General features: G+C 48.9%; 8 protein-coding genes. 1 reads left to right on the top strand and 7 read right to left on the bottom strand.

All coding sequences use genetic code 11. The annotated features are described in order from the left end of the window. Nucleotides 1-2: 2 nt before the first annotated feature. The 6 genes from ACYU8Y_RS14580 to ACYU8Y_RS14555 all read right to left on the bottom strand — a co-directional run bounded on the left by ACYU8Y_RS14580 (nucleotide 3) and on the right by ACYU8Y_RS14555 (nucleotide 6,768). Entirely contained in the window at nucleotides 3-1,289 is a 1,287-nt protein-coding gene (locus ACYU8Y_RS14580) for a DUF4833 domain-containing protein (protein ID WP_460938413.1), read from the bottom strand. Nucleotides 1,290-1,301: 12 nt separating this feature from the next. Then, nucleotides 1,302-3,869: a DUF5686 and carboxypeptidase-like regulatory domain-containing protein gene (locus ACYU8Y_RS14575; RefSeq protein WP_460938411.1), complete on the bottom strand. Its 2,568-nt coding sequence runs from the start codon at nucleotides 3,867-3,869 to the stop codon at nucleotides 1,302-1,304. After that, a complete protein-coding gene (locus ACYU8Y_RS14570) occupies nucleotides 3,866-4,243 on the bottom strand; it encodes a GtrA family protein (RefSeq protein ID WP_460938409.1) in 378 nt (125 codons plus the stop codon). The genes ACYU8Y_RS14575 and ACYU8Y_RS14570 overlap by 4 nt, the downstream gene beginning before the upstream one ends. Before the next feature lie 8 nt (nucleotides 4,244-4,251). After that, nucleotides 4,252-4,713 (bottom strand): phosphatidylglycerophosphatase A family protein, encoded by a 462-nt coding sequence (locus ACYU8Y_RS14565; protein WP_460938408.1) that lies wholly within the window; start codon nucleotides 4,711-4,713, stop codon nucleotides 4,252-4,254. Nucleotides 4,714-5,509: 796 nt separating this feature from the next. Next, entirely contained in the window at nucleotides 5,510-6,025 is a 516-nt protein-coding gene (locus tag ACYU8Y_RS14560; protein WP_460938406.1) for a hypothetical protein, read from the bottom strand. A 227-nt stretch (nucleotides 6,026-6,252) separates the two neighbouring features. Continuing rightward, the gene (locus ACYU8Y_RS14555; RefSeq protein ID WP_460938404.1) at nucleotides 6,253-6,768 is read right to left on the bottom strand and encodes a pyridoxamine 5'-phosphate oxidase family protein; all 516 of its coding nucleotides are present in this window, start codon (nucleotides 6,766-6,768) and stop codon (nucleotides 6,253-6,255) included. Nucleotides 6,769-7,140: 372 nt separating this feature from the next. Between ACYU8Y_RS14555 and dnaE the strand changes: the two genes are divergently transcribed. Next, complete coding sequence (gene dnaE / locus ACYU8Y_RS14550; RefSeq protein WP_460938402.1) at nucleotides 7,141-10,776, top strand: DNA polymerase III subunit alpha; 3,636 nt, start codon at nucleotides 7,141-7,143, stop codon at nucleotides 10,774-10,776. Nucleotides 10,777-10,791: 15 nt separating this feature from the next. Here dnaE and ACYU8Y_RS14545 read toward each other — a convergent pair whose 3' ends face one another. Next, nucleotides 10,792-13,128, bottom strand: coding sequence for a GAF domain-containing protein (locus ACYU8Y_RS14545; protein ID WP_460938400.1), 2,337 nt, complete (start codon nucleotides 13,126-13,128; stop codon nucleotides 10,792-10,794). Between the last annotated feature and the right edge of the window lie 87 nt (nucleotides 13,129-13,215).

The following is a 13,215-nucleotide window of genomic DNA, read 5'->3' as shown; positions in this document are numbered from 1 at the left end:
CTCTAGACCATGATACGTTCTACCGTCGATTCACCCGTTGACGCATTGGTGCCCTCCAACTGGATATACTTCACATTCGGCATCCACATGGTGCCTCCTTCTATATGAAGATAAATTCGCTTGAGAATCACCTTTTTCTGGTTCACGGTCGCGTAGACGTAATAGCTGGCGTCCCTGTCTGACTTCGCCAGGTGCAGGGGCAATTTTTTATACGATACAAAGGTCAGTTCATACTGCTCATTTGCTAGCGGACGGGCTTTTACACCGTAGGCAAACGTACGCTGGATGTAAGAAAGCTCTTTTTGCTGGCTCTGCTCCGTATACCGAATCCAGAAAACATGAACCGGATCCTGTTTATCCAACTGGCCGTTTTTCAGGTTCAGCGTGCAGATAATTGTATTTGGATTGGGGTCACGCTGAATATAAAATAACTGATTGGGAATGCCCTTTGGCACCGGAAAGCTTGTTTTTACTTTCTCCTGATGACTATCGTCCGCCCAAGCACTGGCCGGCACAGAATATCCTAAAACACTGCCAAGCAGCAGAAAACTTACAACCAGCGCTTTTACCGAAGAGGGCTTTTCTTTTTCTTCAAGTCCTTTCTTGGCATCCATAAGCCGATTGTAGGCCGTTATGTTGGTCATAATCGCCATCACGACTAGGGGCAGGGTAAAGATGGACATGGTTTCGAAAACGTGCACCGGTATACCCGGTATATACACTTTGAAATCGGATCCCAGCAGCGGGGCGAAACAGCCGCAGGCCAGTGCCGATACTCCTATGGTAATGACGCGTTCGGGGCGTTGCATAAGCCCACCTTTGCACTCGATACCCAGGCCTTCGGCGCGGGCGCGGGTATAACTGACCATCATGGAGCCGATCAGAGCAATAAAAGCAAACAGGGAGCTGAAAAAATAGTGATGAGAAATCAGGTAATAGCAAATACCCAGAAACAGAATCAGTTCACTGTACCGATCCAGTACCGAATCGAACAGGGCACCATACAAGGAACTCATTTTCCCCAGCCGCGCCACCTGTCCGTCGAGCATGTCGAACAGACCGGCAAATAGCACCAGCGCCCCCGCCCAGCCAATGTAGCTAAAGTCGCCCCGGTTACCCTGCTCGGCACCCGCGATAAAAATGAACGCTACACCAATGTTCAAAACCAGCCCAATGGTGGTGACCATGTTAGGCGTCAACCCCAGTCGGATCAATAGCCTGACAAATGGGTTTATGACGGTATAAATACCCAGTTGAATTTTTGTTCGGAGTGTAAGTGCCTGTTGCATAATACCTAATCGTTAAAAATCGAGCGTAGCACGCGCCCGGATGCCCCATGATGACACATTAGGGTGATCTAAATAATTGAGTCGTTTGACCAGATCGATCCGGAAAAACTTGAATACGTTAGCCACACCCGCGCTCGCTTCGATGTAAGGTGTGCGGTTGAGCGTGTATGTGTAGGCAACACCCATAGCATTGACCGGAAACTGATAGAGCGATGGATGCTGCTGCGGATCGTTTTCACTACGCAACCCACCATAAAGGGCTTTGAACGAGACGGCTTCCCGCCATTTCAACCGTTTGAACAAAGGGATCTTATTAAAGAAAAACCCGTTGAACGAATGATCGATGCTGACGCTGGCATACCGGTCGCTGACGAATTCAAGAAAATTCATCAGGTTGTACGAGTTTAACTGATATGCATACGTTTGGTTGGCCCGGTGAATCGTTAAGAGTGGAAATGGCACCTGACCGAAGATGTAGCCGCCCTGCAGTGTCACGGTGGAATAGCCAAGCTGGGAAAGCCAGAAGCGCTTGCTGGCCGTGGCCGTCAGGTTTTGGTAATTGTATTGACTTTGCAACAACCCTTTTATCCCGGCGGCAAAACGCAGTGTAAACACCGGGTAGCGCCCAATGATAGGAACCCGATAAATCTTACCCTGATAAAACTGTTCGTTGGGAGCCCAGCGAGTCTCCAGCGAGAATTCGGAGGTCGTTAAGGTAGGCGATGGCGTATTTTCGTCGTCGCCCAGCCGTTTAAACTGTAAGGCTCCCGCGGGTGACTGCTGCCAGTTTTTAAACCCAAGGCTGTAGGAAAAATGGTTCTCAAACTCGTGAACATAGTCAATTCGCCAGGTGTCGTTATACAGCCACTTATCATTCACTCCCCGTTTGAACGACAACAGAAAATTATCTTCCTGCACAAACTGTAGCTCCTGCCCCGGAATTTTTGTGTCGCGCTGAAAACTGGCCCGAACGTAATTTTGCGGAAACTGGTAAATAGATTTGTTGTTGAGTGAATACGTTCCGCTCAGAAAATACTTCCACCGCTGATCTTTAAATCCATACGCTGCGTAGGTTTCGGCGTAATAACGTTTGCTCAGCTCCGGCGTTGTACGTCCGCCCACCCGCAACCGAAATCCCTCGACGGGGTTGAAGCTATAGAAGGTGTTGGCCGGACCAATCTCAAACGGACCAAAGGATTTGTACCCGGCAATGACAAACGTAAGAGCCTCCATGGTCCGTCGAAACGATGGCATCCGCTTCAGACTGTCAATATTGGTATATACTTTCGATTCGGCGGAGGACAGTGAATCATGGCGATTCGTCTTCCAGAATTCATCGGGTTGCGTGGCCGCTTCGGCATCCACGATCTGTTGCTGCCCATCGTAAAACTGAGCGGGCAGCGCTTCGTCTGTTTTATAGTTCTTATACGAAAGGGTACGCTGGCCGAAAATCCCCCCCCCCTTACTTTTGTTAACGCCAAAGTCAGCCAGCAAATCGCTCTTGCTCAGAAAGTAACGGCCGTCGGTATTTTGCTCAAACTGCAGGCGAATCTGCAATTCCCGAACCCAGTTCAGATTGATTCGGGGATTGATCGTCAGATTGATTTTCTGGACCGCATAATTACTATCGAGCGTGATATACATCTTCCCCTCAAACAACATATCGGTTGGATTCCGGGGCACGAAGTTCAGACCAACAAGTTTCGTCTTGTTAACCACAATGGTATCGGCCAGATAGAATTGGTAAAAAGTGGGTGCGCTGTTGGCGATGGGGCTCAGAAACTGATTGGTCATCAGAAAGATCGAGTTGGAATAAATATCCACCTTCGAATACATTCTGTTTAGATATAGGCTGAGCCCGTTATTGTCAAAATACTGGCCAAAATCGACTCGTTTACTTCCCTTGATGACCACTTTATCCCGCAGCGGACTTTTGCGGAAATAATGATCGGCAATCTTTTCTTCCAGATAAATTGGCAGTAGCGACTTCCCCGGCAACGTCGTCGTATCCCGATTGTCCAGCAGAAAGCGATACTTCTGAAACATCTTCCGTTCCGATATTTTCGACGATAAACTACTGAGTGAAAACTGCAGTTTGTCGTATTCCTCGTAGGCTGCGTAGGCGTAATTCCCGATTTGGTTTTGCTCTTTGTGGCTGATCACATTCCGGATCAACTCAACTGCCGGGTTGTTTTTATTGCGATAGCGTTCCCGCTTACCACTCCGAATAACGACTTCGTTGAGGAGCTGCGAATCAGATTCCAGCTTAACGGATATTGCCTGGCTCGTGCCGGGCGTAATGACTCGGGTAGCCAATTTATAGCCGATAAATGATACAGCTATTTTGGTGAAACTTCCGGTCGCCGTTAGGGTGAATGCCCCTTTTTCGTTGCTGGTGGTACCCGTATTGGTTCCGACAAAAATAACGTTGGCAAAAGCCAGGGGTTGGTTGGTGGCCGCATCGGTAATGGTGCCGGTAACGGTGGTTGTCTGCGCTCTGGTTAGGCTACTGAAGAGTAGCAATCCGCCCAAGAGCAGGATTGATAACCGGAGTGAAGGGTAGCGCAGAAGTATATTCATGACAAACTGAAAACGAAGTCTTTCTGAAAAATATAATTGTAACTCACGCCAACCAGAATGGCGATGGCCGTTTTCGCTACCAGATATTGAATACCCAAAAATTGAGTAGCGACGAAAAGCCCGGCGGCATTGAGTCCTGCGTTGCCAAGCCAAACCAATACGAACCGACCAAGTTGAGTACCAACCGGTTGGTTGCTCTGGGTAAACACCCACGACTTGGAGAGGCCAAAGCTGACGACTCCTCCACCAACAGCCCCCGTCACGCTGGCCGATAGATACCAGAAATGCCCTAGACTAACGCAGGCAATGGTCGTTAGGAAGTCGACACCTGAAGCGATTAACGAAGTAAGCTGTGCTTTAAAAAACGTTTGCATTTATACGTTTATAATAGGCCAGTTGCCCATACGATCTGTAGGAGCACATTAGCATAAAGTCCCGCCACGACATCATCCAGCATGACGCCCCAGCCGCCATCCAGCTTTTCCAGTTTCCGAATGCCAAGCGGCTTGGCTATGTCGAACAAACGGAAAAGGAACAGACCAACAAGCAGGCTTTTACCGGTAATTGGCACAAACAGCAGGCTGATGCACATGCCCACTATTTCGTCAATAACAACCCGGTAATTATCCTTGCCCCATTGCTGCTCCACTACAGTTGCCGACCAGATACCAACAACGGTTAGAACAACAGTAACTAGCACTGGAAAAAAAAACGAAAAATTGTCAGGATGAGTTGCATTAATCTGAGTCATATACCAGACAGCACAACATGCAACCGAGGCTACCGTACCTCCACCTTTGGGGATGTAGCCAATCCCGAGACCAGTGGCGATGAGTTTATGCATAACCGGCACGGCTCGCGCCTTTTTTCATACGCTCTACACCCACGGTGGCAGTTGCCAATGGTCGCGAGGACAAGGCTCCTACTTGGGCGGATGGTTCTGTAAAACAGTGTTTCATTCCGGTAATTTTTTAGCTCATATTGGTCTAATGAAAGCATCTACTTAACTATTTCCACCGCCCCCTTATCGAAGCTTCGAAGCAATAGCCAAATGCCAGCGCTTGGTACTGTCTACTAACCATAACCTATAAAATAAATTGTAGTTATTTTTATTATGGTGAAGTACTCGCCAGTCGTTTAAACAACCCTTTTAATCAGTTGTTTAAATCAATTAAATAAGTTAAAAAATAGTTCACGATTGAGTTACTTTTTGTGCCATTTCTTAGGAAAATTAGCAGCCCTGCTTCGTTAATAGTCTTGTTATCAAGCCATAAAAAACAAAAAAAGAGTTTCCAACCAGCTTAACCTGATTCAAAACTCTTTTTTGCGACTCGCATTCTTAAACAGATAATCAGGCGCTTCAATAGCAAATTATAAATTTTATTCAGTCAGTCCTACAAAGCCTACGAATTGTACTATCCAAAGAATACGCCTGATTTAAACTTATGAATCACTAGCCTATTTAATCTCCTGGCACCATCACTTGGCAGACTATCAGTTGCCAAGGCCTGGGGTTGCGCGCGTAGACGGCTACTTAAAGAAGATGGGGATTGGGGGGCAATACAAAAAAACCGGCCATTGGGCCGGTTATAATGGATATTGATATAAACCAGAAGCTTTGGGAAGCGGCCTGAAGCTAGCTATTTCTTAACTCCCGTCACCTCGTCCGTCCGGGAATACTGAGCGCCATTACGTAATGCGCGGGCCGTTGATGAATAACCAAATTGCTTATTGCTTACATCGAATGCACCAGTGGCTGCGTAGTCTGAATCGACTTTACCGCTAGGCAACTCAATTTGATCCGTTGCCTTATCAATAACCGTAAAATTGGCCCCATCCAACTCGGCGGTCACCTTTAACGTATAACCACCTGTGAAGCCCCCATTATTCGCCACAGTCGTTTCAATATAAATCTCTTTGCTATTCGATGCCTTTGTAATTGTTGTTGTCGATTCGCCGGGAATAGGACCCTGAAAAATATCGGCACTGACATAAAGTGTTCTGCGGGAGGTGCCCGTATACGTGCCAACGTACTGGTCACGAGGATCGACCGCATCGGCACCACCCGATTTTTTGCAGGCCGTAGTCAACGATCCAAGGATAACTAAAGCAAGAAATGTGTTTCGTAGAGAGCGAACGGCATAAGTAGTAATCATGAGCCAATAAGTATAATAGGTTAGATTCAAACGTTGTCTGTATCAAACGCATGGCTGGGTTTGCGCAGTATATAGTCAGCACGAAACTGCAAATGTGCATAGGCTTAGACTATAGCAGAACGATGCAGGAATCAGCACTTCGGACGTACTTATTGAATAGACAGACGGCGCTGACATACTCGCCCTACAGTCGAATACGCCAGCGCCGTTTACTTAGCCTTTGTCATTTACTGAGGCTCATCGCCAAATTTCTCATTACGTCCCGACTTATCAGAGTCGCCCGTAACCGCGCCCTTCGCCATTTCAAATAGCTTCATCATTTTTCCGCCTGGCCGATCCCAGTATTCGCCAGCATGCGTCGTTACTTTCAGCAAAGCAATGTCCGGATCGTCTTTGCCATTGGGAAACCATGTTTTCAGAAAGTCGCTCCACAGTTCATCCACTTTAGCTTTATCTTTCACAACTTCGGCGTATCCCGAAGTAGATACATACACCTCCGAGCCGGGGTCCGAAAAACCCAGTGCGACGCGGTCGTTCTGGCGTATTTCAGCCACCTTGTTTGAATTTTCGTAGGTAAAAAACCACATTGTACCATCCGGCTCTATCTCGTGAGTAGCCATTGGGCGAGTATGAAAATCACCATCGGACTCCTGCGTAGTGAGCATAGCAATTCGAATACCCTTGATTTTGTCTTTCAGTTTATCAACTTCCAGTGAAGTCAATGTACGTTGTTGAGTTTGCATGAGATTTCAGGTTTTGTTGTTCAAACGAAATAGCTTGTTCAGCCATAGAGTTTATAGGCAATAGGCAAAATTCTGATAAGTCGAGCCAATGGTCTTTGGTTTTGTAGAAGCCTTCTCCCTGGCGAATGGATAAATTGCGCATCCACTCAACTTCATGTTCCTGAATGAAGCAGCGCATCTTACAGGCCGTTAAAGAATTATTATGACGCTGAGCAGAGTCGTTTCAGCGTCAGCCTCTTACCAGATTCTTTTCAAAAATCCTCCGCATCTAGCATAGGTTGACCGCTGGTTTGTCTATTTTTACAGACGAACGAAATCCTGTAACCCAGGAAAATCCGACAATCCCGGCCGCGTCGGCGGTCCGATCCGACTATGCAATTCTCTCATCTTCACTGCCATACCCAATACTCGCTGCTCGATGGCCAGGCCGATATTAAAAAGCTGGTTAAGAAGGCGAAAGCCGATAACATGCCTGCGGTTGCCATTACCGACCACGGCAATATGTTCGGCGTATTTGAGTTTGTCGCCGAAGCCAGCAAACAGGGCATTAAGCCCATCGTCGGCTGCGAGTTTTACGTGGTAGAGGATCACCATAAAAAGCAGTTTACCAAAGAGCAGAAGGACGTTCGTTATCACCAACTGCTGTTGGCAAAGAACGCGCAGGGCTACAAAAACCTGGCGAAACTCTGCTCGCTGGGCTATATGGAGGGTTTGTATGGCAAGTACCCCCGCGTGACGAAAGCGCTCATCGATCAGTATAAAGAGGGCTTGATTGCCTCCACCTGCTGCATTGGCGCATCGGTTCCCAAAACCATTCTCAAAAAAGGCGAAGCAGCGGGCGAGATTGAATTCAAATGGTGGCTCGATCGCTTTGGCGAAGACTATTATGTTGAATTACAGCGGCACGATATTCCGGATCAGATCAAGGCCAACGAAATCCTAATCAAATTTGCCCGGAAGTATAACGTCAAAATTATTGCGTCCAACGATTCGCACTACGTCGATCAGGACGACTGGGTAGCGCATGACATTCTGCTCTGCGTGAACACCAACGAAAAGCAGAGTACGCCGTCGATGAAGGATTTCAGCGACGACGATGTGATGCCCAAGAATACGCGCTTTGCTTTCTTCAGCGATCAGTTCTATTTTAAGAACACGCAGGAAATGACAACGCTTTTCCATGACTTGCCCGAAGCCATCGACAATACCAACGAGATCGTTGGGAAAGTGGAGACGCTAAAGCTCAAGCGGGATATTATGCTGCCCAACTTCCCGATTCCGCAGGAGTTTCAGCAGCACAGCGACGATGTCCTGAACCAGTGGGAATACCTGCGGCACCTGACTTATACAGGAGCCAAAGAACGTTACGTCGACATTTTGCCGCACATTCAGGAGCGCCTTGATTTCGAGTTGTTTACGATCAAAACGATGGGCTTTGCCGGGTACTTCCTCATCGTGGCCGACTTCATCAAGGCGGGGCGCGATTTAGGCGTCATGATCGGGCCCGGCCGTGGGTCGGCGGCCGGTAGCGCGGTGGCTTATTGTACGGGAATCACCAACATTGACCCCATCAAATACGACTTACTGTTCGAGCGGTTCCTCAACCCCGACCGGAAATCAATGCCCGATATCGATACGGACTTCGACGATGAAGGCCGCCAGAAGGTGATTGATTATGTGGTGCAGAAGTACGGGAAATCGCAGGTAGCCCAGATCGTTACGTATGGCACCATGGCGTCGAAATCATCTATTAAAGACGTGGCCCGAGTGATGGATTTACCGCTACAAGACGCCAACGCCGTGGTGAAACTCGTGCCCGATAAGCCAACGTACAACATGACACTCAAACGCATCTTCGAGGATCCCCTCGAAGGGCCGGGTGGGTTGTCGAACGTTATTCAGCCAGAAGAACTTGAGAATGTGAAGCGGATGCGGGCGCTCGAATCGGGCGACCGGAGCGCGGCCCAGGCTATGCGCATCGTCGATTATGAAAAAGTATCGGCCGTTCTTAAACAAGCGCGAAAACTCGAAGGTACGGTTCGCAATACAGGGCTTCACGCGGCTGGTATCATCATCGCTCCCAGTGACTTATCCGACATCGTACCGGTTTCTACATCGAAAGATACGAACCTGATTATCACGCAGTATGAAGGAAAAGTCATTGAGGATGCGGGCGTAATCAAGATGGACTTTCTGGGCCTTCGCAACCTGACGATCATCAAGGAATGTCTGCGGCTCATCCGGCAAAACTACGGTGGATTCTTCGTCAACGGAGTAGAAACCGACATTGATGATATTCCACTGGACGATGACGAAACCTACAAACTCTTCCAGCGGGGCGAAACCAATGCCGTTTTCCAGTTTGAATCCGACGGCATGAAAAAGCACATGAAGGACCTGAAGCCCGACCGCTTCGGTGATCTCATTGCCATGAACGCCCTGTATCGCCCCGGACCGATTGCCTACATTCCGAACTACATCAACCGGAAACACGGTCGGGAAGAAGTCAAGTACGACATGCCCGAAATGGAGGAGTATCTGGCGGATACATACGGCATTACGGTGTATCAGGAGCAGTTGATGCTGTTGTCGCAAAAACTCGGCAACTTCACCAAAGGCGACGCCGACGTGCTGCGGAAGGCGATGGGAAAGAAGGACAAGGCCACGCTGGATAAAATGAAGGGCAAGTTTATGGAGGGCTGTGCATCCAACAACCTCCCGCTAAAAGTCTGCGAGAAAGTCTGGACCGACTGGGAAGCCTTTGCGTCGTACGCCTTTAACAAATCTCACTCGACCTGTTACGCCTTCGTAGCCTACCAAACGGCTTACCTTAAAGCGCATTACCGCTCGGAGTATATGGCGGCTGTCCTGACAAGCTGTCTGGGCACGATCGACAAGATCACATTCTTCATGGAGGAATGTAAGAACATAAATATACCGGTTCTGGGGCCTGATGTCAATGAATCGGAGCGGTTCTTTGGGGTAAACAAAAAGGGAGAAATCCGATTTGGCCTGGGCGGTATCAAAGGTGCGGGCGATGCAGCCGTGGAAGCCATCATTGAGGAGCGTAAGGCGGGTGGGCCATTCAAGGATATTTTCGACTTTGCCATTCGGGTCAACCTCCGTACGGTGAACAAAAAAACGTGGGAATCGCTGGCCTACGCAGGAGCCTTCGACAGTCTCGACGAGTACCACCGGGCTCAGTATTTCGAGATGGGCGAAGGCGACACATCCCCGTTTCTCGACCGAATCATTCGGTACGCCAACAACTACCACGCCGAAAAAGCAGCCGCTCAACAGTCGCTCTTCGGCGCCATGATGGGTGGTGAGCCCATGCTGTCCCGGCCCAAAGCTCCCCTGGTGGAAGAGTGGAACCAGATCGAGAAGCTCAAATTCGAGAAGGATGTTGTCGGCTTTTACATTACCGGCCACCCACTCGACGAGTTCAAACTCGAAATGGAAGGCTTTTGCAACTGTACACTAGCCAATATCTACGAGACGAAACAGGCTGAAATTAAAGTAGGCGGTATCGTTTCGGCGGTACAAATGCGGGTCACCAAAAGCGGTAACCCATTCTGCATCTTCAAATTTGAAGATTACAACAGTTCGCTGGAGATGGCTCTTTTTGGAGATGACTATGTTCGGCTGGTGCAATACATCGAGGTTGGTCGCTTTCTGCATATTACCGGAAAAACCCAGAATAAATGGGGGTCGGAACAACTGGAATTTAAGCCAACGAGTATCCGGCTGCTGAACGACATGCGCGAAAAGTTCTGTAAAGAACTTCGTGTATCCCTGACCATCGATGCCTTGAATGCACAACTAGTGGCTAAAATCAATGAGTTGGTCAATGCGCACCCCGGCACCTGCACGCTCTCACTGAACGTGGTCGACCATAACGAGCGTATCGAAGTCAGTCTGCAATCCCGAACGCTGAAAGTCTCCCCTGCCAATACGTTCCTGCGGGCATTGGAAGCGATTGAGGGCGTGACGTGTAAAGTGGCGTAGCGGTGCTATCGTCAACTATTGTGATACGGCTTCGCCATAGTTGATATGCAACCGCAATGCTTTCAGGTTGGCAACGCCCTGCAAAGGTTCTAAATCCAGATACTCCATGTTCGGTTGTAGCATGCCCCGCTCTTGTAACTGGGCGATAACCGGCAGATAATCCGTCAGTTCCATGCTGTGACTGTAGACCACGGCAATGGTATCGGGTTGCGTTAGCCGCTCCTGACCGCCCTCGATATACGCTTTGTCGATACGTTTTTTGAGTACCTCGTACCGAATACTGTAAGAGCCTTCCACATCAAAACGGCGCTCATCCTGCCGAAAAGCAATATCGACCGGGTGTGTATGGACCAAAATCAGTTGAGTCGTTCGCAGAGGTAACGGCAATAAGGGAACCAGCCGATGCGTCAGTTGAGCCATTTCGACCATCGATATCAGTTGCCACTCGGATAATCGCCGGCGGTAATCCTGATCGAACGGCTGGTGGGGAGCGATAGATTGTCCGGCATAAACGGTATACTCCATACCATCGGTCCGATACTGCTCAAAGTAGTGCGGATAAATCGCTTGTGACTTTTTTTCCTCCTGATTAACGTAGTCGTTTATCGTGGCATTGATCCAGTTCATGCTCCGCTCATACACCTTCAATGCCCGATTGAACTGCCCCGTTTGGGGATCTGTCCTGTTGAAATAATGCTGAAGCGAGACGCCCCACTCCTCTTCATACGGCAGCAATTGCCGCAAAAAAGGGTGCAGTTCCTGCGCCAGAAAATACGTAATGTTTTGCTCGTCATTGAATTTCAGGCTGGTCGCCAGCTTCCTTTGCCAATGCTGACACTGGACCAAAATACGGTTGAAGTAATCAGCATCGGCAGGCGGTGGAAGCTGGTTCAGCAGTTCGTTGACAACGTTCAGTTGATCCAGTAAATCCTGCCGAACCGCTTTATGCCGCTCGATAGACGAATCGCGAATATCAATGGCTCCATAATAGGGATACACCTGCAGAAATTCGACCCGCATACTGCTCCCGCTGGCTGCCAGACTCTGCTTCAGCCGCAATGACTCCCAGGCAACCTCATAAAACTTCCATTCGACCGCAGGCTGCAGCGAGGTAAACTGCTTTTTTATCAGCTTTTCCAGCGTATCCTGAAACTGGCGCAATTGGTACCGCAGCAGTTCCTGGATCAAGGGCATGATGCGATCGATTTTCGTCAACATTTGCTCATTGAGCGCGTTACGATGTCGACTACCCATTTCCAGAATACCGAGTACTTCGTTGGTGGTCGTAATCGGATACATCAAAAAGCTGCGAATACCTTTCTGCGTAAATAACTGCCGCTCCGACTCAGGCATACCATCAAGATCGGGGAACAGAAACGGGATGGGGTGCTGAATAAAGTTGCGTAACTTTTGCTGGGCCTTCGTGTCGCCACTCTGTTCCTGAAAACTGAAATTGGACTGGCGCAGAAAAATACTCCGCGCACGTAGATCCGGATGATCGACAAACGCCCCATTCACCTGCGGCAGCGGCACAATACTAATCTGAAGATCAGGCTGTCCACACAAGTTACGCAGCGCGTTTTCAAACCGTTGATAAATGGCGGCTTCGGTGTCCGATTGAAGATGCGCAAATACCTCCTGCAGTTGCTGAATAGTCTGCGCTTCGGTTATGTCCTCAAGTTTAAAAAAAGAAAACCCTTCGATTATAAACTCAGTGAGGAGCAATGGGTTCTCAACGGGGGGCGTCTTGCGGATGCCATTAGCGTAGTCGACCCAGGCACGTTGTAGCGGGGGAACCGCTCCACGGGCCTTCACGTCCATAAACGACAGGTTTATGTCCATCCGGTAAGACCTCATCAGCCCATTTACATCCCGTTGGAAGTAAACAGAAAGAACGGCCTGGGTGGTCGTTGGCATACCGTAGACTTTATCCAGAATAAGCTGATAAATTAACCGTTGCTTGTCTAACGTTTTGGCTTGATCACGTAATTCGGCCAGCAGATTTGGGAACTGTTGCACCAGTTCCGAAAAAGCAGTTGACTGATAATACATTGTCATGGGCTCAGGCAGACCAAACGCAAAAGGTATAGTCTGACTGGAGCCAGTCAGGGGCAGCACCGCTACGGCTGCCAACTGAAATAATTCGGTGAGTTGGTCGGCGGGCAATAGACCTGTTGGTGTATCAGCAGACAAAACAGGCGTAAACTGGTCAATCAGATAACTATAGAACTGGGAGAGGGCAGCAGAGGATACCTGACTACGCTGGTCGGTCAGATACGCGACAAAAGGTTGAAAGGATAACCGAAAGGCAACCGGTGGGCCGACCTGATCAATATCGTACAATTGTTCCATAAATTCATGCTTGGTATCCTGAAGGCTGGTATTTCCTAAATGGAGCCAGATCAAACCGATACATTGACGCCTTCAGGTCGGCAGCTA

This window comes from Spirosoma humi (assembly GCF_054776575.1).
This window is presented reverse-complemented; position numbering and strand designations above follow the sequence as displayed.